The following is a 20,931-nucleotide window of genomic DNA, read 5'->3' on the forward strand; positions in this document are numbered from 1 at the left end:
CGCAGCGCCCGGCCGCCCCGACGGGGAGTCGGCCCGAAGCTTTGCCGACTGATCCTAGGAGCGGCCGCGCGCGTGCGTCCAATGCCGATTCACCTGCCGAGCATACGGATCTGATATGGCCGAGCGGCGCATGACCTTCCGGCACATCGAGGCCTTCCGGGCCGTGGTGGCCACCGGGTCCATGACCGAGGCGAGCCGCCGGCTCCACACCTCGCAGCCACAGGTCAGCCGCCTGATCGCGCAGCTGGAGGCGATCACCGGCCTGCCCCTGTTCGACCGGAGCGGGAGCCGGGTCGTGCCCTCCCTCGACGGGACGCGGTTCCACGCGGAGGTCGAGCGCGCCTTCGTGGGCCTCACGAGCCTGGAATCGGCGGCCGCGCGCATCCGCGCCTTCGGGGCGGAGCGGCTGCGGGTGGCCGCGATGCCCCGACTGGCGGGCGGGCTCCTCGCGCGCGCGGTCGTGCGCTTCCGCGCCGCGCATCCGGACGTGATCGTGGCGATCCATTCCGGCGACGACGAGACCGTGAACCACTGGCTCGCCACCGGCTCCTGCGACGCCGCGCTGACGATGCTGTACGGCGACGCCCCGGAGGCGCGCGCCGAGCATGTCGAGACGCGCGCCTGCGTCGCCGTCCTGCCGCGGGACCACGCCCTCGCCGCGCGGGAATCGCTCGCGCCCGCGGATTTTCAGGGCGTGCCCTTCGTCGCCGCGTCGCTCGGGAGCGCCCTGCGCGACCGGACCGAGGCCGTCTTCGAGGCCGCCGGCATCGGCCTGACCATCACCGCCGAGGCCGGCCTCGGCGCCTCGATCTGCACCCTCGTCTCGGCCGGGCTCGGGGTCAGCGTCATGAACCCGCTGGCCGCCCACGAGGAGGCGAAGGTCTCGCCGATCGCGATCCGTCCCTTCGCCCCCGCGCTCCCGGTGCACTTCGCGCTGCTGTTCCCCCCGGACCACGCCCGGGGGCGGCTGATGCGGGCCTTCGGCGCCTGCGCGCGGACGGTCCTGCTGGAGGAGCTCGCCCAGCTGCCGGACGCCGCGGGCGGGCGTCCGGCCGACGTCGCTCAGGCGGCGCGCTTCTCGGCGCCGGCGTAGAAGGTGCCCCCGCGCTCGGCCATCGCGGCCAGGTTGTCGGGCACGTGGAAACGGGGCCCGTGCTTGGCCTCGAGCGCCCGCGCGAGGTCGACGAAGGCCGCCGCGCCCATGAAGTCGATGTACGACAGGGTCCCGCCGGTGAACGGCGCGAAGCCGAAACCGAGGATCGAGCCGACATCGGCCTCGCGCGGATCGGTGACCACGCCCTCGCCGACCGTGCGGGCGGCCTCCAGCGCCTGGACCACCAGGAGCCGCTGCTTCAGCTCGGTGAAGTCGACGGCGTCGGGGTCGAGGCGGTTCGGCTGCAGGTCCTTCAGGCCGGGCCAGAGGCGCTTCGGCGCGCCCTCGGGATAGTCGTAGAAGCCCTTGCGGTTCTTGCGGCCGAGCCGGCCCTGGTTCTCGACCATCTCGGCGAGGACCGCCTTCTGCGCCGGGTCGACGGCGCCCTGCCCGACCTGCGCCTCGGTGGCCTTGGCGATCTTGAGCACGAGGTCGAGGGCGACCTCGTCGTTGAGCGACAGCGGCCCGACCGGCATGCCCGCCTGGCGGCCGGCGCTCTCGATCATCGCCGGCGGCACGCCCTCGAAGAGCATCTTGTGGCCTTCGAGGATGTAGGCGCCGACGCAGCGGTTGGCGAAGAAGCCGCGGGCGTCGTTGACGACGATCGGGGTCTTCTTGATCAGCCGCACGTAGTCGAGAGCGGTGGCGAGCGCCGCGTCCCCGGTCGCCTCGCCCTTGATGATCTCGACGAGCATCATCTTCTCCACGGGCGAGAAGAAGTGGATGCCGACGAACTGCGCGGGCCGCTGCGACGCCTTGGCCAGGCCGGTGATCGGCAGGGTCGAGGTGTTGGACGCGAAGATCGCGTCGGGGCGGATCACCGCCTCGACCTTCTGGATCACCTCGGCCTTCACCCGCGGATCCTCGAAGACGGCCTCGATCACGAGGTCGCACTCCGCGAGGGCGCCGTAATCCGCCGTGGCCTGGATCCGGCCGAGCAGCGCCTCCCGGTCGGCGGTCTTGGCGCGGCCCTTGTTGATCTGGCCGGTGATGAGCGTGTGGGCGTAGGCCTTGCCCTTCTCGGCCGCCTCGACCGACTGGTCGACCAGCACCACCTCGATCCCGGCCTGGGCGGTGACGTAGGCGACGCCCGCGCCCATGAAGCCGGCGCCGATCACGCCGACCTTGCGCAGGTTCGTGGCCGGCACGTCCTTCGGGCGGCGCGCACCCTTGTTCAGCTCGCCCATGGAGATGAACAGCGTGCGGATCATCGCCGCCGCCTCGGTCGAGCGCAGGATATGCGCGAAGTACCGGCTCTCGACCCGCAGGGCGAGGTCCATCGGCAGCTGAAGGCCCTCGTAGACGGAGGCCAGGATCGCCTTGGCAGCCGGGTAGTTGTCGTGGGTCTCGCGCCGGTAGATGGCGTTGGCCGGCGGCCAGATCATCATGCCGGCGGGCGAGTAAACCTTGCCGGACGGCGCTTTGAACTTCGGCACATCCCAGGGCGCCACAGCCGAGCCGCCCTCGCGGATCCAGGCCTTGGCGCGCTCCACGATCTCGGCCTGCGGCGCCACCGCGTGGATCAGCCCCATGCCCTTGGCCATGGGCGCGCGGATCTGCTCGCCCTTGAACAGCATCTGCAGGGCGTCGCCGGTCTGCATCAGGCGGGCGACCCGCTGCGTGCCGCCGCCGCCCGGGAACAGGCCGACCTTGATCTCCGGCAGGCCGACCCGGGTCTTCCCGTCGTCGGAGGCGACGCGGTGATGGCACGACAGCGCCAGCTCGAAGGCGCCGCCCAGGCACAGGCCCTGAATCGCCGCCGCGAAGGGCTTGCCGCAGGTCTCCAGCCGCCGGAACAGCAGCGACAGGCGTCGGGAGGCCTCGAAGAAGTGGCGCATCGCCACTTCCTCGCCCTGCTCGGCCTTCAGCTGCTCGTAGGCCCGGCCCAGGCCCTGGAGCATGGTGAGATCGGCGCCGCCGGAGAAATTGTCCTTGCCGGTGGCGATGACGCAGCCCTTGATCGCCGGGTCGGACGCGACCTGCTCGATAATCTGCTCGAGCTGGTCCATCACACCTTCGGTGATCACGTTCATCGAGCGGCCGGGCATGTCCCAGGTCGCCAGAGCGACGCCGTCGGGATCGGTCTCGAAGCGGAAATCGGTCAGCGTCACGGTGCCGTCCTCCCTGGGTTCCGCCGACGATCCGCCGGCGCACTTGCATTAAGGTTGTGTTGAGCGCGTCCGGCCATTGTCTGCCGGCCGGGGTCACTCACCGAAAGCCGCACATGACGAAGGATTCCGGCTGCCGCGCCTGTCGCGCCGGCACCAAGCTCGACTTCGACTTCACGATGGCGTTCCAGCCGATCCTCGACCTCGCGGACGGCAGCGTCTGGGCCTACGAGGCGCTGGTGCGCGGCCCGAAGGGTGAGCCGGCCTACACGATCCTCGACCGGGTGACCGACGAGACCCGCTACCAGTTCGACCAGGCCGCCCGCGTCAAGGCGATCGAGCTCGCCGGCACGCTGTTTCCCCGCGACAGCGCCACGCGGCTGTCGATCAACTTCATGCCCAACGCGGTCTACGAGCCGAATGCCTGCATCCGCGCCTCGCTCGAGGCGGCGCGGCGCATCGACTTCGCACACCGGCGGATCATGTTCGAGTTCACCGAGCAGGAGCGCTTCCGAGACATCGATCACGTCAAGGGCATCGTCGCCGCCTACCGGAAGCAGGGGTTCCTGACGGCGCTCGACGATTTCGGCGCCGGCTTCGCGGGCCTGAGCCTGCTCGCCAATTTCCGCCCCGACCTGATCAAGATCGACATGGACGTGCTGCGCGGCCTCGACAGCGACGCCGGGCGCTACGCCATCGTCTCGGGCGTGGTCGCAATCGCCCGAGCCCTCGACGTGGCGGTGCTCGCCGAGGGCGTGGAGACCGCGGCGGAGCTCGACGCCCTGCGCAGCATCGGGATCACGCTCGTCCAGGGCTACCACTTCGCCAAGCCCCTCCTGGAGGGGCTGCCCCCGGTCGCGGGCTTCACCCCCATGGTGGCCGCGCGCGCGGCCTGACGCCGGACCGACGCGCGCGGCGCTCATCGCCTACTTCGGCGCCGGGGCCGGAGCCGCGGCCGGCGGAACCGTCGGCACCGGCGGGGCGCCGGGCTTCGGTCCGTTGTCGGTCGCCGCGGCCACCGCCAGCATGTTGAGCAGCTTGGTGACGGAGTTCTGCGAGATCGCCGTGACCGACGAGTTGGGGTCGGCGTTCATCGTCTGGAACTTGAGGTAGGTCGGGTCCGAGTAGATCTCGTCGAGGTGCTTGAGCTCGGCGAGGCTGAATTTCTCGGCGTAGTCCTTCGAGAGCCCCTGGACCATGAGGGTCCGCTGCTTCTCGAACTCGTCCAGCAGCTCCTTGCGCACGGCCTCGGCGCGGGCCTCCGGCATCGGCGCGACGGTCTTCTCCAGGGCGACGTTGAACCCGGTCTGGAGGTTCTTGATCAGGGTCTTGTTGACGAGGTTGGTGGCCGCGGCCACGCGGTCCGCCGCGTCATCGGCGCGGGCGGCCACCGGCAGGCTCAGGGTGACGCCCAGACAGAGCGTCGCAATCAGGCGGTTCAAGGGCTTGTCTCCCGTTGTTTTATCGTCCGGACCGCGAAAGGGCCGAGCGTCGCCCGCGCCTCTAGCAGCGTTCCCGGACTTTGGGGAGCGGCGCGGCGCCGCTCCCGGGCGCGCGGGGATTCACACCCGCTCGATGATGGTCGCGGTGCCCATGCCGGCGCCGATACACAGAGTGACCAGCGCGCGCTCCTTCCCGGTCCGCTCCAGCTCGTCGAGCGCGGTTCCGAGGATCATCGCGCCGGTGGCGCCGAGCGGGTGGCCGAGGGCGATGGCCCCGCCATTCACGTTGACCGCCTCCGGGTCTAGGTCAAAGGCCTGGCAGAAGCGCAGGACCACGGCCGCGAAGGCCTCGTTGACCTCGAACAGGTCGATGTCCGACAGGCTCAGGCCCGACTTCGCCAGGACCTTGCGGGTGACGTCCACCGGCCCGGTGAGCATCAGGGCCGGGTCGGACCCGATATTGGCGAAGGCGCGGATCCGGCCGCGCGGGCGCAGGCCCGCAGCCTCGCCGGCAGCGCTAGAACCGATCAGCACGGCGGCGGCGCCGTCGACGATGCCGGAGGAGTTGCCGGCGTGATGGACGTGCTCCACGCTCTCCACGTCCGGATGCGCGTCCGTCGCGACGGCGTCGAAGCCGCCCATCTGGCCCATCTGCACGAACGACGCCTTCAGCGCGGCGAGCGACTGCATGTCGGTGCCTGGACGCATGTGCTCGTCGCGGTCGAGCAGCGTGATGCCGTTCACGTCGCGGACCGGCACCACCGAGCGGTCGAACAGCCCCTCACCCCAGGATTTCGCCGCGCGCTCCTGAGAGCGGACCGCGTAGGCGTCGCAATCGTCCCGCGTGAAGCCGTACTTGGTGGCGATCAGGTCGGCCGAGACGCCCTGCGGCATGAAGTAGGACTTGATGGCGATCGCCGGGTCGACCGGCCAGGCGCCGCCCGAGGCGCCGATGCCGATGCGACTCATCGATTCGACGCCGCCGCCCACCGCCATCTCGTGCTGGCCGCTCATGACCTGCGCGGCGGCGAAGTTCACCGCGTCGAGGCCGGAGGCGCAGAAGCGGTTGATCTGCACGCCCGGCACGTGCGCGCCGTAATCCGCCACGAGGGCGGCGGCGCGGGCGATGTCGCCCCCCGCCTCGCCCACCGGATCGACGCAGCCCAGCACCACGTCGTCGACGAGGCCGGTATCGAGTCCGTTGCGGTCCTTGAGGGCGCGGAGCGCCGTCTCGGCAAGCCGCAGGGCGGTGACTTCGTGGAGGGAGCCGTCCGCCTTGCCGCGCCCGCGCGGCGTGCGAACGTGGTCGTAGATGAAGGCGTCCGTCATCAGCACTCCCCCGGGGCGTCGATCTTCGCCGGTCGGCGACGCGGCCTTACAGGGCCGTCTCGGTTCGCGCCAGTCTGCCACGGCGCGCGCGCCCTCGGCCAGCCCCGATAGCGGGGAGCCGGCGAAGGGCGCGTGACAGCGGGGGTGGTTTGGTCGTGCTCGTCCGGGCTCGGCCAGATCAGCCGGGTGCCCGGCCGTCCCCGCGCCCGCCCGGATCGAACCTGCTCCTGAAAGAGCAAACTCAGCCCGGATGCGATGCGGGAAATCTCGCGCGTTCGACTAGTCCTGAAGCATCCGCTTCAGCAGCTCGACCTCGTCGCCGAGCACCGAATCTTCGCCGATCTGCTTCTCGATCTTGCGCACGGCGTGCAGCACCGTGGTGTGGTCGCGGCCTCCGAAGCGGCGGCCGATCTCCGGCAGCGAGCGCAGCGTCAGGACCTTCGACAGGTACATGGCGATCTGGCGCGGCTTCACCACCGCGGCGGTGCGCCGTTCCGACAGGATGTCGGACCGCGAGACGTTGTAGCGCGAGGCGACCAGCTTCTGGATGTCCTCGATCTTGATCCGCTTCGGCTCGCGGTTCTTCACGAGGTCGCGGATCGCGCTCTCGGCCGTCTCCATCGTCACGGCGGTGCCGGTGAGCGTGGCGTGGGCCAGCAGGCGGTTGACCGCGCCCTCGAGGTCGCGGCCGTTGGCGGTGATCGCGCGGGCCACGTAGGCCGCCACCTGCGGCGAGACGTCGAAGCCCGGATGCGCGGCCCGCACGGCGGCGAGGCGTGCCGACAGGATCGAGACGCGCAAAGCCTCGTCGAGGGCCGTGATCTCGACCACGAGGCCACCGCCGAGCCGCGAGCGCACCCGCTCGTCCAGGGCCTCGAGCTCGGTCGGGGGCCGGTCGGAGGCGACGACGACCTGACGGCCGGCATCGATGAGCGCGTTGATCGTGTGGCCGAACTCGGCCTGGATCGACTTGCCCTGGATGAACTGGACGTCGTCGAGGATCAGAAGGTCGATTCCGCGAAGCCGCTCCTTGTAGGCGAGCGCCGACTGCGTCTTCAGGGCGTTGACGAAACCGTACATGAAGCGGTCGGCGGTCAGGTAGATCACCCGGCGGCCGGCCTCGCGGGCGGCGTGGCCGATCCCGTGCAGCAGGTGTGTCTTGCCCAGCCCGACGCCCGCGTGGAGGTAGAGCGGGTTGTAGAGCGCGCCCTCCCCCTGATGGTTGGCGACCCGCTCGGCGGCGGCGTGCGCCAGCGCGTTCGAGCGCCCGATCACGAAGCTCGCGAAGGTCAGCCGCGCGTCGAGCGGCGTGCCGCTCAGGTCACCGCCGGCCTCGGCGCCGCGCGCCTCGGGCGTCGGCGCGACCGCGGCGACCGGCATCGGCGCGCTGGTCGCGTGGAGGCGGGCGAGCGGGCCGCTGACCGGGCCTGCCTTCGCGGCTCCGACGGCGACCGGACGGACCGGCGCCCCGGTCCCGCGCACGCCGACCTCGATCCGCGCGATCTCCTCGACCTCGGCCTTGAAGGTGTTGAGGACGCGGTCGAGGTAGTGCGACTCGATCCAGCTCTTGAGGAAGCGGGTCGGGACCGTCAGGCGGGCCGTTCCGCCGGCCACGGCCTCCAGCTCCAGCCGGGCGAACCAGCTGGCGAACACGTCCTCGCCGAGTTCGGCCCGCAGCCGGCGCTTCACCCGGGCCCAGGCAGACCCGTAATCCGTGTTGCCGCCGCCGTTGCGGCCCCCGTCGTCGTCGCTCGCCACCGTTCCGTCGACACGCATCACTGGCTCTCCCGACGCTGCCCACGGAATCCCGCAGGCGGCGCGTACGCACGAATTACGCCCTCAGCGTCCCGCAAGAACGGGCGGGACAGAGTCCTCTGGACGGAGTCAACCCCACCGCGAGGAACTTTTGCCGATTGGGAGAGCCTATCAACAATTACCTACGGTTCCTTTAACAGTGGGACTTGTGGGGACGGCGCCGATTCCCATTCGCAAGTGTTCCGGCGGGAGCTGAACACGGCGGCTAGAGTCTTGGCGAATCAGATCGATTCGCTGGAGTCCCGAAATCGTCGTGTTTTGCTTGTCCGCTGTCAGTTTCTGTTAAGTTACACGCCGTTTCCGGGAACCGCAATCGTGCCGATTCTTGGATAGGGTTAACGCTTTCGACTCATGGCGCCGCCGGCAGCGCGCGGCCCGATCCGGACAGCGCGCACGAAAAAGCCCGGCGCGAAGGCCGGGCTCGAGACCGTCTCGGTGGTGCGTGGCGTCTTAGGCGGCGAGCGCCTTCACGCGGGCGGCAAGGCGCGAGACCTTCCGCGAGGCGTTGTTCTTGTGAACGATGCCGTGCTGGGCGGCGCGCATCATCTCGGGCTCGGCGGCGCGGAGGGCGGCCAGCGCGTCCTGCTGGTTACCGGTGGCGATGGCCTCCTCGACCTTGCGGACGAAGGTCCGCATGCGCGAGCGGCGTGAGCGGTTAATCGCCGTGCGCTTGGCGATCTTGCGGGTCATCTTCTTGGCCGAAGCGGTGTTGGCCATGTACGTCCTCGTGTTTCTCGTCGGGCGATGCCGACGGGCCGGCTGTGCCGGAAATCGGTCGTCGCGTCAGGTTGTCTGGCGATGGCCGAGACGCAACGCGCGCGAAAGCGCGGCCCCTCGGCGAAGCGGCTTCTATAGTCAGGGGGGCGCCGCGCGTCAACGCGCTCGGAGGCGAAACCGGATCGCGGGCCTCGGCCTCAGTCCGGGCGCCGAGACGCATCCGGCAGACCTCCCCGAAGACGTCGGATCGCGGGAGGCCGCATCGCCGCGACGATGACGGGCGCCGGCCGGCTCTCGCAGGAGCGCTCCGGCTATTCGGGCCAGCGCAGGGCCGCCGCCGCCGCCAGCGTCCCGACCACGGCGGCGATCAGCGTCAGCGCCGCCAGCACCGCCAGCGGCACGAGGAACGGCACCGTGCCGCCGCTCGCCGCCTGCGCGGCCGAGACGCCGAAGATCAGCGTCGGGATCATCAGCGGCAGGACCAGCACGGCCAGGATCAGGCCGCCCCGGCGAATCGAGGCGGTGAGCGCCGCGCCCACCGCGCCGATGAAGCTCAGGGCCGGGGTGCCGGCGAGCAGCGTCAGGGACGTCGCGCCCATGGCGGTGCCGTCGAGGGCCACCAGCAGCCCGAAGAGCGGCGCGGCCAGGGCGAGCGGCAGGCCCGTGGTCAGCCAGTGCGCCGCGACCTTGCCGAGCACCACAAGCTCGAGGGGCACCGGCGCGGCGGTCATCAGGTCGAGGGAGCCGTCCTCCTCGTCGGCCTGGAACAGGCGGTCGAGGCCGATCAGCGTCGCCAGAACGGCGGCGAGCCACAGGATCGCCGGGCCGATCCGCGACAGCAGGTTGAGATCGGGCCCGAGGGCGAAGGGCACCAGCGCGACGATCATCAGGAAGAAGACCAGCGACAGGGCGCCGGAACCGCCGACCCGGCCGGCGAGGCGCAGGTCGCGGGCGACGAGGGCGATGACCGCGCGAATCACGCCCACTCCTCCAGCACGTCCGCGACCGGCGCCGCGGCAGCGGTCTCGATGCGCAGCTCCGCCGCGCGGGCGAGGCCGAGCGACTGGTGGGTGGCGGCGATCACGAGCCCGCCGCCGGCCCGATGGCCCTCCATCAGCTCGGCGAGCACCGCCTGCGAGGCCGTGTCGAGGGCGGCGGTCGGCTCGTCCAGGAGCCAGAGCGGACGGGCGCAGACGAGGAGCCGCGCCAGGGCCACGCGCCGCCGCTGGCCCGCCGACAGATAGGCCACCGGCAGGTCGTGCGCGTGGCCGAGGCCGAGCCGCACCAGCGCGGCGCGCGGGTCCAGGCGCGGCGCGCCCAGGAGCCGCTGGGCGAACAGGAGGTTCTCGCCCGCCGTGAGCGAGCTCTTCAGCCCGTCGCGGTGGCCGACCGCGTGGAGGCACTCGGGCAGGCTCGCCTCGCCGACGTCGGAGACGTCGACCCGCCCGGCATCGGCCCGCAGCCGGCCCGACAGGATGGCGAGGAGGCTCGACTTGCCCGCGCCGTTCCGCCCGGTGATCGCCAGGGCGTCGCCGGGTCCGAGGGCGAAGGACAGATTGGCGAAGATGCGGCGGCCGGAGCGGCGGCAGGCCAGATTGTCCACGCTGAGCCGCACCCGATACCCCGCCCTCGTCCCGCCACCGCGCGGCCGCTCGGCCAATCGCCGACTCCATGCCCGATTGCGCCGCGGAACGGAACCGCACGGCCCAGCTGCGCTTTCGTTCTGCAACGGAGGATTGCCCATGGCCGAGGCGAGAAACCCGAGCGAGACCGAGGTCGCCGCGACGCCCGACGCGGTGGCCGGACGCGCCAAGGTCGAGGCGCGCATGGCGCAGTGCACCCCCGAGGAGCAGACGGCGTTCTGGGAGGCGGTCGGCCGCTGCTTCGGCGGCGGCAAGCCGCCGGAGATGAAGCCGGCCTCCGGCTGATCAGCCGCCCTTCCGCGCCAGGGCCCGCAGCGCCCCGCGAAACGTCCGCACATCCTGCTCGGTCAGGCACATGCGGTGAAGCATGTCGCGCATGTTGCGGGCGATGATCTCCTTCTTCTCCGGCGGGTAGAAGCCGGCCCCGTCGAGCGCCGCCTCCAGGCTTCCGAACAGCGCGATCAGCGCCTCGCGGGTCGCCGGCGGCGACAGGAGTTCGCCCGTGAAGGGCAGGCGCGCCCGGCCGTTCGCCTGCCGCCACGCGTAGCCGACCAGCAGCACCGCCTGGGCGAGGTTGAGCGAGGGAAAGTCCGGGGAGACCGGGAAGGTGACGATCGCATCGGCGAGCGACACCTCGTCGTTGGTGAGGCCGACCCGCTCGCGGCCGAACATCACCGCGGTGCGCTGGCCCTCACGGGCCGCGAGCTCGCCCATGGCCTCCTCGGGCGCGAAGACCCGCTTCATCTGCCCGCGCTCCCGCGCCGTGGTCGCCAGCACGTACCGGCAGTCGGCGATGGCGTCGGCGACGCTGCCGTAGATCGTGGCCGCGTCCAGGACGTGCGTCGCGCCCGAGGCCGCCTCGCGCACGCCCTTCTTGGGCCAGCCGTTCTTCGGGTTGACGAGGCGCAGCTCCGAGAGGCCGAAATTCGCCATGGCACGGGCGGTCATGCCGATGTTCTCGGCGAGCTGCGGCTCCACCAGGATCACCGCGGGGGCGATCCCGGGCGGCAGTTCGGTGACCTTCCTCGGGAAAACCTCGGGGGCGTCGCCCTGTGCGTCTCGGCTCGTCATGGCGGCCGTCTGGCACGGCGGGCCCGCACCCGTCGAGGGCCGAGTGACGATGCCGCCCGGATGACAGCGAGCGCCTTCCGTCGCCGGAAGGGCCGCGCTATGTCGCGGGGCGATTCCGGCCCGGGGCGCCCGTCAGGCCACTCGGGACAACGACCGCACGGCCCTTGCATGCCGTGCGCGGGGACAACGCGGGAAGGCATCGGTCCATGGCGAAGATCAAGGTAGCGAACCCCGTCGTCGAGCTCGACGGCGACGAGATGACCCGGATCATCTGGGCCGAGATCAAGAACAAGCTCATCCACCCCTATCTCGACGTCGATCTCGAGTATTACGACCTCGGCGTCGAGCACCGCGACGCCACCAACGACAAGGTCACGGTCGACGCCGCCGAGGCGATCAAGCGCCACGGCGTCGGCGTGAAGTGCGCCACCATCACCCCCGACGAGCAGCGGGTGCAGGAGTTCGGCCTCAAGGAGATGTGGCGCTCGCCCAACGGCACGATCCGCAACATCCTGGGCGGCGTGATCTTCCGCGAGCCGATCATCTGCAAGAACGTGCCCCGCCTGGTGCCCGGCTGGACCCAGCCCTTCGTGATCGGCCGCCACGCCTACGGCGACCAGTACCGCGCCACGGACTTCAAGGTGCCCGGCAAGGGCCGCCTGACCATCAAGTTCGAGGGCGATGACGGCACGGTCATCGAGAAGGAGGTGTTCAAGTTCCCCGAGGCCGGCGTCGCGATGTCGATGTACAACCTCGACCAGTCGATCATCGACTTCGCCCGCGCCTCGATGAACTACGGCCTCGCGCGCAAGTACCCGGTCTACCTGTCGACCAAGAACACGATCCTCAAGGCCTATGACGGCCGGTTCAAGGACCTGTTCCAGAAGGTCTACGAGGAGGAGTTCGAGTCGAAGTTCAAGCCGCTCGGCATCACCTACGAGCACCGCCTGATCGACGACATGGTGGCCTCCTGCTTGAAGTGGTCGGGCGGATACGTCTGGGCCTGCAAGAACTACGACGGCGACGTGCAGTCCGACACGGCCGCGCAGGGCTTCGGATCCCTCGGCCTGATGACCTCCGTGCTGATGACGCCGGACGGCCGGACCGTCGAGGCCGAGGCCGCGCACGGCACCGTCACCCGCCACTACCGCGAGCACCAGAAGGGCCGCGAGACCTCGACCAACTCGATCGCGTCGATCTTCGCCTGGACCCGGGGCCTGTCGCACCGCGCCAAGCTCGACGGCAACGACGATCTGGCGAAGTTCTCCGCGACCCTGGAGAAGGTCTGCGTCGACACGGTCGAGGCCGGCCACATGACCAAGGACCTCGCCCTCCTCGTCGGACCGGACCAGAAGTGGCTCTCGACCACCGGCTTCCTCGACAAGGTTGACCAGAACCTGAAGACCGCGATGGGCGCCTGAGGCTCCAGCCTCGACGCGAAAAGCGGCGGGCGCCCTCCGGGACGGCCGCCGCTTTCACATCCGCGTGCCGCCGGCGCCTCAGGCGCCGCTCGCCTGGTCCTGCGGACCCGTCTGGGCGAGGGCCCGGGCGACCTCGAGAAGCAGGAGGTCGATGGCGGCCCGCATCAGCGGATCGCCGACCGAGTCGATGAGTTCGCGAACCCGCAGGCACTGCGCGGCGAGCGCGTCCAGCGCGGTATCCTTGCTGTCGAAGATCATGTTCAGGCCACCAGGTAAGCGGGTTCGGAGACGAGGACCGAGCGACTGTCGCCGCGGACGGCGCGGAGCTTGGCCAGGGTGCGGGCGTCGAACCGGGCGGTCGCGGCCATGATCTCCTCGCCGGCGATCTGGACGGGCAGGCCGAGCGGCTGCGGGCGGAAATGCAGCTGGATGACGTGGATCATGTAGAGGGTCGGCATCTGCAGCAGCAGGCTGTTGACCCCGTGGGCGAGGCCCCACTCCACGATCCCGGTGAGCAGCGCGATCGAGACCGGATTGACGACGCGGCCCTTGGCCCGGTGCGAGCGAGCGACGCCCTGGCGGGTCCACTCCCAGATCTGGGGGCCGACTGGCCGCTCGCCCTCGCAGAGCTGCGGCAGGACGTCCGACAGGAGATGCGGGCGCGTGGTCGGCAGGAGCCGGCTGTAGCCGACGACGGTGTCGTCCTCCATGGCGAGGAAGTGGATCGCGTGCGGCGTGTCGAACTGGTCGATCTCGCGGCCGTCCGGCCTAGCCAGCTCGCTCCAACCCTTCTCGGCGACGAAGATGTCGTGGCGCAGGCGCCAGGCCTGCTCCATCGCGTCGGCGTAGCGATCCGCGTTGGCGGGGGTGACGATGTGGATCACGAGCAAACCTCACGTTGGTCTGGCGTGAGTTTTCGTCGTTTCACCGGGGGCTGTGTACTACGAGAAACCGTAGGGTCCGCGAGCGCAGCCGGCAGCGGCGCCAAGGACTTGCCGCGGTGCGAACCGCGTTCACCGATGCCGGGCCGCGGAATGTGCGGACTGCGTGGCGCGTTCTCTAGGTTATCAGACCCGCTCGGAGCGCCTGCGCCACGGTGTGGGCGCGGTTGACGGTGTCGAGCTTCGCCCGGGCCGAGCGCAGATGGTAGTCGACGCCGGCGGCAGTGATGCCCATGACGATGCCGATCTCGACGTCGGTCTTGCCCTCCGCCGCCCATTGCAGGGTCTCGCGCTCCCGCGGCGAGAGGCGCACCGGCGCGCGCCCAGCCGGCCGGCTGTTCATCAGCAGCAGCTGACCGACCGCGTAGGTCGCGACGAGGTTGAGGGCGACGCGCTCGGCCGGATCGATCTCGATCCGCTCCCCCGAGACGCTGATCCCGCCCGGCTCGCCGTCGAGGGTCACGAACGGGATCGTGATGCCCGCGCGTATGCCGAAATCGCCGGCCTCGTTCATGACGCGCCCGGCCGTCGGGGTATCCGGCAGCACGGCGCTCCAGTCGAACGGCGTCGCCGTGGTGCACAGCCGCCGGACCGTGGGGTCGTGGAGCGCGTAGCCCTGCGTCACGTACCGGCGGGCCCAGCCCTCCGGCATGGTGCTCGCGAGCACGAACCCGGCGTGCCGCCGCTTCGGCAGGCCGGGTTCCGGGACGATCCCGGCCATGATGTACGAGACCCCGTAGCGGGTGAAGGCGTCGACCAGGAGCCGCGCGATCTCGTCGGGCGATGCGGCCCGTTCCAGATCGCGCAACACGCTGAAGGTCCTGTCGAGGTGCTTCGAATGCGGCATGCCCTAGCTCGAAATTGATGCACGCACTGCGACAAATGATGAGTCGAACGCAACCTGAGGATGGCATCGCCGCCGCTGAAAGGCTAGGGTAGCCGCGGAAAGCTCTGCCGTTTGAATCGGTCCAGCGGGCGGAGTGCGAGTTTCAACGGTATGACTGACGACGCGACCCCGCCGACGACGCGCTGGCTACTGGAACGGATCGCAGCCACGCTGAATGTTTGTCCGACCTATTTCCTCCAGACGGAGCGGCCCGACGAGACCGCGGCGGACCAGGACGCGCGCGACTGCGCGGAGGTCGCCGCGCTGTTCCAGGCGATCAAGTCGCCGGCGCGGCGCACCGCCGTCCTGAACCTGCTGCGCGAGATGAGCCGCGAGACCTGACGGCGCGTGCCGCACGCCCGCCGCTCCGCGGTCAGGCCGCCACGAGGAGCGCGGCGCCGGCGACGCCTGAGAGGACCAAGCGCAGGCGGCCGAGCCAGAGGGGCGTGAGCCCGCGGCGGGGCAGATCCTGATCGATGAGGCCCCAGGCGAGCACGAGGCCGCCGAGGATGCGCAGGTCCCACGGTGCGGGGGCGGCCATCGCGGCCCAGGCGACCAGGGATGGCACGATGGCCACGAGATAATCGCCGTTGCCGCCATTGCGCGCCGCGGCGGCGCCCCAGCGGATCCCGCCGAGGAACGAGGCGATCACGGCGCCGTAGGCCGACAGGATGGTGCGCGGCGACAGGCCGATGCTGCTCAGGCCGCCGTCCGTGCCCGACACCGCAAGGGCAGCGAAGCCCAGGAACGGGATGAGTCCGGCCACGCCGAGAACGATTGCGCCGATCGGGACAGAGTTCCGGTGCGCCATCCATCCTCCGGGCATCGGCAAGGGTTGGCGACCCGCGCGATCCGACCCCGGTCCGACGCCGCCCTGCCGCAGCGTTCCCGCATCGCGGCGTGGCGGTCAAGGTCGGACCCGCGGCCGGGCCGCGGGCCCGCAGCGGCGTCAGCTCCGGCGCGGCGGCGCCGTGAACGGGACAGCGCCGGGCATCGGCGCGCCGAGGAGGGACATCGGCGCGCTCGCCGGCATCTTCGGCGCGGGCGGCTCGTTGACCGCCGCGTCGATCTTTCGCGGCTTGAAGTTCGCCGCGAGGCTCTTGGCGCTGGCGAGATCGGCGGGGCTGAGCTTGTTGGCCACGTCGTCGCGCTTCTTGCCGGCATCGTCGTCGCCTTGGCTCGCGGCGGCGGAGAACCACGCGTAGGACTGGATCAGGTCCTGCGTCAGGCCGAGGCCGCGCGCGTAGAGGACGCCGAGATTGTACTGGCTGTCGCGGACGCCGAACTCGGCGCCCTGCCGGAACCACGAGGCCGCGGAGGCGAAATCCGGCTTGCCGTTGGCGGCCGGGTTCTCGGCGTAGAGCACCGCCAGATTGTGCATGGAACGGGCGTGGCCCTGCTCGGCGGCGCGGCCGTACCAGAGCTTCGCCTTGTCGAGGTCGCGGACGACGCCCGAACCCTTCTCGTAATGGCCCGCGACCTTGTACTGGGCGGGCGCGTAGCCGGCCGCGGCCAGCTTCTCGAAGAGCTTGGCGGCGATCGACAGATCGCGCGGCATGCCGCGGCCATCGGCCTCCCGCGTGGCGAGGTCCCAGATCGACGCGCCGTCACCGTCGAGGGCGGCGAGCTTCACCTTCGCCAGCGCCGGCGGCAGGTTGCCGAACTCGGCCTGCAGGCTGTTCATCCCCGAGACCTGCGGCACCGCCGCCTTGGCATTGGGCCGGGCGTCCGGGGGAACGGAGTTGGGCAGAGACTGGGTCGTCGTCGGATCAGCCGGCGCCGGCTTCGACTCCGCGCTCTCTTTGGCGGCGTCCTTCGAAGCGTCCTTCGAAGCGTCCTTGGAGACGTCCGCATTGTCCTTCTGGACCTCCGCGGCATCGCCGCGGGACGGCGCGACCTGGCTCGTCGGAGCCGCCGGCCGCGGCTCGTCCGCGCCGCGCATGGTGATCGCCTGGAGCGCGCCGAGAGCCAGCACGATGGCCGCGAGGCCGAGCAGCAGCGGCCGGCGCCGGCGATCGATCTCGGCGCGCAACCGTCCGAGGCGGCCGGTCGCTGCCCCCTGGAGAGCGGCGACCCGGTCACTCCGGGCTTCCCGGCGCTCGGCGGGCGCCTCGGTGGCCAGCTCCGCCTGGGCAGCCTGGGCCGCCCGGCGCGCGGCCGCGATGAAGCTGGTCTTGATGTCGGTCTCGGACTTGGAGTCGGCCGCGGATCGCGCGGCGACGACGTCGCCGAGGCGCTCCTGCGCGGCCCGGCGGGCGGAGGGCTCGCGGGCCGCGCGCGGCTCGCGCGGCGGCCGGCCGCTGCCGGGCTCCAGAAGGTCGTCGGCGAGGCGGGATGCCTCGGCATTGTCGCGCCGCGACCTTGCGCGCGCCTCGACGGGCGCGAGGGCCACATCCGGGCTCGTAGACGACATCAGGCGCTCGTCGAGGGACGGCCCCCGCGCCGGGACGGTCTCGGCGGGCCCGAGCCGGACGAGGAGCCGCTCCAGGGCCGACTGAACCCCGTCGAGGGTCGCGCCGAGGCGCTGATCGGAGGCCACCTGCCGGGCCTGCATGTCCGCGAGGCTGGCGCGCAGGAGGCCGATCTCGCCCGACTCGGCGGCACCGAGGCCGGATGTCTGCAGGCTCTGCGCGACGGCGTTGCGGGCGGCGCGCTCCATCGCGGCCTCGCTCGGCGCCGATTCCCGGAGCGCCGTGACCTGCCGCAGCAGGTCGCTCATCGTGCGCTCCAGCCCGGCCAGCGCCGGATCGGCGCTGTGCGGCGCGTCGAGGCGGCCGGCCAGCGAGACCACCTGCCGCTCCAGGGCGTCGAGGCCCTCGTGCTCGGACCTGGTGCCGACCTGATCGACCTTGTCGGCGAGGCTGCGGAGCATGGCGTGGATGGAGGCCATGTCGCCCGAGCGGGCCACGTTCACGTCGCCGGTGCGCTCGGACCAGTCGTCCCGCGCGCAGAGCACGTCGACCTTCTCGGCGAGTGCCTGGATCTGCTCCGCCAGCGCCGCCGGCGCGGCGATCTTCACGTCGCTGCGGATCTCCTCCAGGATCGGCCGGAGGTCCGGGCCTGCGGCCGTCCGCTGCAGCTGGGCGATCTGCGCGCTCACCGCCTGCAGGCTCTGCGCGAGACCCTGGATGCGCTCCGGGCCGGCGAGCGCGGCGATCTGACGGCGGATCTCCTCGAGTTCGGCGAACAGGCCTGCGAGGGTCCGGTCGTCCGGACCGGCGGCGCCGGTCGCGGCGGCGGTGTCGAGGCGCTCGGCGAGGCGCCGGACGTCCTCCGCGACGCGGCTGTGGACGTTCTCGGCCACCTCCTCGGCGAGGCGCTCGACCTGGGCCCGGACCTGCTCGATCGGCACCGCGATGGCGGTGAGATCGGTCCCCGCCTGGGCGCGCTCGATGCCGCTCGCTAGGGTGACGACGGCCTGCTCGAGGGCGCCGATGTCCCGGCTCGTCGCGAGCTGGTTGATCGCCTCCCGCAGGCGCGTGGTCTCCTCCTGAAGCTCGATCAGGGCGGTCGACGGGGCGACGCCCTCCTCGATCCGCGCCTCCAGACGGCGGGCGAGGTCCAGGCGCATGCTGGCGACGACGCCGCCATCGGCCGCGGACGCGGCGAGCGCCGGCTCGGCGCCCTGTGCCAGCTCGCGCTGGCGCTGGCGGATGTCCTGGACGGCGCTGCGGATGTCGGCGGCGGCGGGACGCGGGCGACGGCCGGGCGGCCGGGTCGCGGCGACCTGCTCGCCGAGCTGCGACATGCGGCGCTCGATGTCGCCGAGCCGCTCGGTGACCTGCTGGACGGGGGCCGACTTCAGGGCGCGCTCGATGCGGGCCTCGATCTCCGCGAGGCGGCGCGCCTCGGCGTCCTGGGCGGCGCGCCGCTCGTGGTCGAGGGCGCGGTCGAGACCGTCGAGGCGGTCCATCAGAGCGGCGATACCGTCGCCATAGCCCTCGGCGCGCGGCGCTGTCCCGTGGGCCCGCTGGTCGGGCGAGGCCGGCGGGAGGGCGCGCTCGGCCGAGGCCTCCGGCCGGTTGCCGCCGAGGGCGAGCTGCTCGGCGCGGTGGCGCCGCCGGTGCCGGCGATTTCCCTGACCGGCCGATTGCTGCTGCGGCACCACCGACGCGATCCAGGTCTCGAGCGGGACCCCGGCCCGCGCCGCCACGTCGCGGGCCGCGTCGAGCACCTCGGGATCGAAACTGTCGAGCTGCGGCATCGCGTTGCGGGTCATCGGTGGCCTGTCGTCGGCAGCGTTCGGCGTCCGTTTCCTCGGCGCAGAGCGGGACCGGAATTCGGTATCCACGGACGCACGCGTCGGATCGTTCGAGCGTGACCATTAACTTTCTTGGTAAACACGAAGTTAAGGTTTGATGGGCCCGGTAATGGCCGCGACCACGCGGCTGCTGAGGAACGGCCGCGCCTGTCGCGCTCCGGGCGGGCGAAGCCGTTGCTCCGGGAGCGGCGCGGCGTTTACATGCGGCCAACGCGGCGGGCCGTTCCGAGAGGCCCGCACCAGACGGGGGAAGCCAGAGATGCCGCAGTATCGCGCTCCGGTCGAGGATACGCTGTTCTTGCTCACCGACGTCCTCGGCTTCCATGCCCGGGACAACCTAGCGGGCTTCGCCGACGCCTCGCCCGACGTGGTCGAGGCCGTCCTGCGCGAGGGGGCGAAGCTCGCCGAGGAGGTGCTCGCCCCGCTCAACCGCACGGGCGACGTCGAGGGCTGCCGCCGCGAGGCCGACGGGACGGTGCGCACGCCGACCGGCTTCAAGGCCGCCTACGACACCTACGCCAGCGGCGGCTGGATGGGCCTGTCGGTGCCGGAGGCCTATGGCGGCCAGAGCCTGCCGCACACCCTGAACACGGCGATCCAGGAATTCGCCTCGGGCGCGAACCTCGCCTTCGGCATGTATCCCGGCCTGACGCAGGGCGCGATGGCCGCATTGCTGGTCCACGGCTCGGAGGAGCAGAAGGCGCTGTACCTGCCCAAGATGGTCGAGGGCGCCTGGACCGGGACCATGAACCTGACCGAGCCGCATTGCGGCACGGATCTCGGGCTTCTCAAGACCAAGGCCGTGCCGAACGGCGACGGCTCGTACAGCATCACCGGCACCAAGATCTTCATCTCGGCCGGCGAGCACGACCTCGCCGAGAACATCGTGCACCTCGTCATCGCGCGGATCGAGGGCGCGCCCGCCGGCACAAAGGGCATCTCGCTGTTCGTGGTGCCGAAATTCCTGGTGAACGCCGACGGGTCCCTCGGGGCGCGCAACGGCGTGTCCTGCGGCTCCCTCGAGCACAAGATGGGCATCCACGGCAACGCCACCTGCGTGATGAACTACGACGGGGCTACGGGCTGGCTCGTGGGCCAGGAGAATCGCGGCCTCAACGCCATGTTCGTGATGATGAACGAGGCGCGGCTCGCCGTCGGCGTCCAGGGCCTCGGCCAGTCCGAGGTCGCCTACCAGAACGCCGCCGCCTACGCGAAGGACCGGCTCCAGGGCCGCGCCCTGACCGGCGCCAAGGCGCCCGAGAAGGCCGCCGACCCGATCATCGTCCATCCGGACGTGCGCCGCACGCTGATGCAGATCCGCGCCTTCAACGAGGCGGCCCGGGCCCTCATGCTCTGGACCGCGCTCCAGGCCGACATCCTGCACCGCTCCGAGGATGCCAAGGAGCGGCAGGCCGCCGACGACCATCTCGGCCTGATGACCCCGGTGGTGAAGGGCGTATTCACCGACCGCGGCTTCGCCAACGCGGTCGAGGCCCAGCAGCTCCTCGGCGGCCACGGCTACATCGAGGAATGGGGCATGTCGCAGTTCGTGCGCGATGCCCGCATCGCCATGATCTACGAGGGCGCCAACGGCATCCAGGCCATGGACCTGATCGGCCGCAAGCTGCCGAAGGACGGCGGCCGGGCGATGATGACGTTCCTGGGCGAGGTCCAGACCTTCCTTAAGGACCACGGCGAGGATCCCGCCATGGCGCCGTTCACCAAGCCACTCCAGGCCGGGCTGAACGACCTCCAGGGTGCCGTGATGTGGCTGATGCAGAACGCGTTCAGCAAGCCCGACAATGCCGGCGCCGGCGCGACCGACTTCATGCACCTCTTCGGCCTCGTGGCCCTCGGCTACATGTGGGCGAAGATCGCAAAGGCCGCCCAGGCCAAGCACGCCGAGGCCCCCTCCCCCCGCTGGGAGTCGAAGCTGACGAGCGGCCGGTTCTTCATGGAGCGGATGCTGCCGGAGACCGCCCTGCGCCTCAACCGGATCAAGGCCGGGGCCGAGAGCACCATGGCGCTGGAGGCGGAGGCGTTCTGAGCAGCCCGCCGGCTGTGCGCCTCGCGCCAGCCGGCGGCTTCTGGTCAGATCGCTGGAAGCACCGCCGTCCTTGCGAGCGGAGCGAAGCAATCCAGGA

The 20,931-nt window shown here is 71.3% G+C and carries 19 protein-coding genes; 6 read left to right on the forward strand and 13 right to left on the reverse strand.

Going from position 1 to position 20,931, the window contains the following annotated elements; translation table 11 throughout:
- Positions 1-130: 130 nt before the first annotated feature.
- Positions 131-1,093 (forward strand): LysR substrate-binding domain-containing protein, encoded by a 963-nt coding sequence (locus LXM90_RS23705; RefSeq protein ID WP_234081146.1) that lies wholly within the window; start codon positions 131-133, stop codon positions 1,091-1,093.
- Here the strand turns inward: LXM90_RS23705 and LXM90_RS23710 are convergent.
- On the reverse strand, positions 1,063-3,264 hold the full coding sequence (locus tag LXM90_RS23710; protein ID WP_020091386.1) for a 3-hydroxyacyl-CoA dehydrogenase NAD-binding domain-containing protein: 2,202 nt from the start codon (positions 3,262-3,264) through the stop codon (positions 1,063-1,065). The genes LXM90_RS23705 and LXM90_RS23710 overlap by 31 nt on opposite strands.
- A 113-nt stretch (positions 3,265-3,377) precedes the next feature.
- Here LXM90_RS23710 and LXM90_RS23715 point away from each other — a divergent pair, with 113 nt between their 5' ends.
- Positions 3,378-4,157, forward strand: coding sequence for an EAL domain-containing protein (locus tag LXM90_RS23715; RefSeq protein ID WP_020091385.1), 780 nt, complete (start codon positions 3,378-3,380; stop codon positions 4,155-4,157).
- A 30-nt stretch (positions 4,158-4,187) separates the two neighbouring features.
- On the opposite strand, the gene LXM90_RS23720 is transcribed toward LXM90_RS23715, so the two are convergent.
- The 6 genes from LXM90_RS23720 to ccmA all read right to left on the reverse strand — a co-directional run bounded on the left by LXM90_RS23720 (position 4,188) and on the right by ccmA (position 10,179).
- A complete protein-coding gene (locus LXM90_RS23720; protein WP_020091384.1) occupies positions 4,188-4,703 on the reverse strand; it encodes a hypothetical protein in 516 nt (171 codons plus the stop codon).
- Between the two features lie 120 nt (positions 4,704-4,823).
- The gene (locus LXM90_RS23725; protein ID WP_234081147.1) at positions 4,824-6,032 is read right to left on the reverse strand and encodes an acetyl-CoA C-acetyltransferase; all 1,209 of its coding nucleotides are present in this window, start codon (positions 6,030-6,032) and stop codon (positions 4,824-4,826) included.
- 279 nt (positions 6,033-6,311) lie between these two features.
- On the reverse strand, positions 6,312-7,808 hold the full coding sequence (dnaA, locus tag LXM90_RS23730; protein WP_020091382.1) for a chromosomal replication initiator protein DnaA: 1,497 nt from the start codon (positions 7,806-7,808) through the stop codon (positions 6,312-6,314).
- A 489-nt stretch (positions 7,809-8,297) separates the two neighbouring features.
- Positions 8,298-8,564 (reverse strand): 30S ribosomal protein S20, encoded by a 267-nt coding sequence (gene rpsT / locus LXM90_RS23735; protein ID WP_007561677.1) that lies wholly within the window; start codon positions 8,562-8,564, stop codon positions 8,298-8,300.
- A 311-nt stretch (positions 8,565-8,875) separates the two neighbouring features.
- Entirely contained in the window at positions 8,876-9,544 is a 669-nt protein-coding gene (gene ccmB / locus LXM90_RS23740) for a heme exporter protein CcmB (protein WP_026604658.1), read from the reverse strand.
- The gene (gene ccmA / locus LXM90_RS23745) at positions 9,541-10,179 is read right to left on the reverse strand and encodes a heme ABC exporter ATP-binding protein CcmA (protein WP_020091380.1); all 639 of its coding nucleotides are present in this window, start codon (positions 10,177-10,179) and stop codon (positions 9,541-9,543) included. Before ccmA ends, ccmB begins: the two co-directional genes overlap by 4 nt.
- Positions 10,180-10,306: 127 nt before the next feature.
- Here ccmA and LXM90_RS23750 point away from each other — a divergent pair, with 127 nt between their 5' ends.
- Positions 10,307-10,492 (forward strand): hypothetical protein, encoded by a 186-nt coding sequence (locus LXM90_RS23750; RefSeq protein ID WP_020091379.1) that lies wholly within the window; start codon positions 10,307-10,309, stop codon positions 10,490-10,492.
- Here LXM90_RS23750 and LXM90_RS23755 read toward each other — a convergent pair whose 3' ends face one another.
- Positions 10,493-11,278, reverse strand: a complete 786-nt coding sequence (locus tag LXM90_RS23755; protein WP_020091378.1) for an RNA methyltransferase — start codon at positions 11,276-11,278, stop codon at positions 10,493-10,495.
- 206 nt (positions 11,279-11,484) lie between these two features.
- On the opposite strand from LXM90_RS23755, the gene LXM90_RS23760 reads away from it, so the two are divergent.
- On the forward strand, positions 11,485-12,699 hold the full coding sequence (locus tag LXM90_RS23760; RefSeq protein ID WP_020091377.1) for an NADP-dependent isocitrate dehydrogenase: 1,215 nt from the start codon (positions 11,485-11,487) through the stop codon (positions 12,697-12,699).
- Positions 12,700-12,777: 78 nt separating this feature from the next.
- On the opposite strand, the gene LXM90_RS23765 is transcribed toward LXM90_RS23760, so the two are convergent.
- The 3 genes from LXM90_RS23765 to LXM90_RS23775 all read right to left on the reverse strand — a co-directional run bounded on the left by LXM90_RS23765 (position 12,778) and on the right by LXM90_RS23775 (position 14,487).
- Positions 12,778-12,957 carry a hypothetical protein gene (locus tag LXM90_RS23765; protein ID WP_020091376.1) on the reverse strand — a complete coding sequence of 60 codons (180 nt, stop codon included), beginning with the start codon at positions 12,955-12,957 and terminating at the stop codon, positions 12,778-12,780.
- Positions 12,958-12,959: 2 nt separating this feature from the next.
- Positions 12,960-13,583: an acyl-homoserine-lactone synthase gene (locus LXM90_RS23770; protein ID WP_026604656.1), complete on the reverse strand. Its 624-nt coding sequence runs from the start codon at positions 13,581-13,583 to the stop codon at positions 12,960-12,962.
- Between the two features lie 175 nt (positions 13,584-13,758).
- Entirely contained in the window at positions 13,759-14,487 is a 729-nt protein-coding gene (locus tag LXM90_RS23775) for an autoinducer binding domain-containing protein (RefSeq protein ID WP_020091374.1), read from the reverse strand.
- Positions 14,488-14,637: 150 nt separating this feature from the next.
- Here LXM90_RS23775 and LXM90_RS23780 point away from each other — a divergent pair, with 150 nt between their 5' ends.
- A complete protein-coding gene (locus LXM90_RS23780) occupies positions 14,638-14,868 on the forward strand; it encodes a hypothetical protein (RefSeq protein WP_020091373.1) in 231 nt (76 codons plus the stop codon).
- A 31-nt stretch (positions 14,869-14,899) separates the two neighbouring features.
- Here the strand turns inward: LXM90_RS23780 and LXM90_RS23785 are convergent, their stop codons facing one another.
- Together LXM90_RS23785 and LXM90_RS23790 are read right to left on the reverse strand one after the other, a co-directional pair.
- Complete coding sequence (locus LXM90_RS23785; protein WP_020091372.1) at positions 14,900-15,337, reverse strand: DUF3429 domain-containing protein; 438 nt, start codon at positions 15,335-15,337, stop codon at positions 14,900-14,902.
- Positions 15,338-15,475: 138 nt separating this feature from the next.
- A complete protein-coding gene (locus LXM90_RS23790) occupies positions 15,476-18,745 on the reverse strand; it encodes a tetratricopeptide repeat protein (RefSeq protein WP_020091371.1) in 3,270 nt (1,089 codons plus the stop codon).
- A 301-nt stretch (positions 18,746-19,046) separates the two neighbouring features.
- On the opposite strand from LXM90_RS23790, the gene LXM90_RS23795 reads away from it, so the two are divergent.
- Complete coding sequence (locus LXM90_RS23795; RefSeq protein WP_020091370.1) at positions 19,047-20,834, forward strand: acyl-CoA dehydrogenase C-terminal domain-containing protein; 1,788 nt, start codon at positions 19,047-19,049, stop codon at positions 20,832-20,834.
- Positions 20,835-20,931: the final 97 nt, after the last annotated feature.

This window comes from Methylobacterium oryzae (genome assembly GCF_021398735.1).
Taxonomy (GTDB): domain Bacteria; phylum Pseudomonadota; class Alphaproteobacteria; order Rhizobiales; family Beijerinckiaceae; genus Methylobacterium.

Coding starts and splice junctions, on each gene's coding strand:
- LXM90_RS23780 (WP_020091373.1), top strand. CDS start 14,638: ATGACTGACGACGCGACCCCGCCGACGACGCGCTGGCTACTGGAACGG.
- LXM90_RS23750 (WP_020091379.1), top strand. CDS start 10,307: ATGGCCGAGGCGAGAAACCCGAGCGAGACCGAGGTCGCCGCGACGCCC.
- LXM90_RS23755 (WP_020091378.1), bottom strand. CDS start 11,278: ATGACGAGCCGAGACGCACAGGGCGACGCCCCCGAGGTTTTCCCGAGG.
- LXM90_RS23785 (WP_020091372.1), bottom strand. CDS start 15,337: ATGGCGCACCGGAACTCTGTCCCGATCGGCGCAATCGTTCTCGGCGTG.
- LXM90_RS23775 (WP_020091374.1), bottom strand. CDS start 14,487: ATGCCGCATTCGAAGCACCTCGACAGGACCTTCAGCGTGTTGCGCGAT.
- dnaA (WP_020091382.1), bottom strand. CDS start 7,808: ATGCGTGTCGACGGAACGGTGGCGAGCGACGACGACGGGGGCCGCAAC.
- LXM90_RS23760 (WP_020091377.1), top strand. CDS start 11,485: ATGGCGAAGATCAAGGTAGCGAACCCCGTCGTCGAGCTCGACGGCGAC.
- LXM90_RS23765 (WP_020091376.1), bottom strand. CDS start 12,957: ATGATCTTCGACAGCAAGGATACCGCGCTGGACGCGCTCGCCGCGCAG.
- rpsT (WP_007561677.1), bottom strand. CDS start 8,564: ATGGCCAACACCGCTTCGGCCAAGAAGATGACCCGCAAGATCGCCAAG.
- LXM90_RS23795 (WP_020091370.1), top strand. CDS start 19,047: ATGCCGCAGTATCGCGCTCCGGTCGAGGATACGCTGTTCTTGCTCACC.
- LXM90_RS23705 (WP_234081146.1), top strand. CDS start 131: ATGACCTTCCGGCACATCGAGGCCTTCCGGGCCGTGGTGGCCACCGGG.
- LXM90_RS23790 (WP_020091371.1), bottom strand. CDS start 18,745: ATGACCCGCAACGCGATGCCGCAGCTCGACAGTTTCGATCCCGAGGTG.
- LXM90_RS23725 (WP_234081147.1), bottom strand. CDS start 6,032: ATGACGGACGCCTTCATCTACGACCACGTTCGCACGCCGCGCGGGCGC.
- LXM90_RS23715 (WP_020091385.1), top strand. CDS start 3,378: ATGACGAAGGATTCCGGCTGCCGCGCCTGTCGCGCCGGCACCAAGCTC.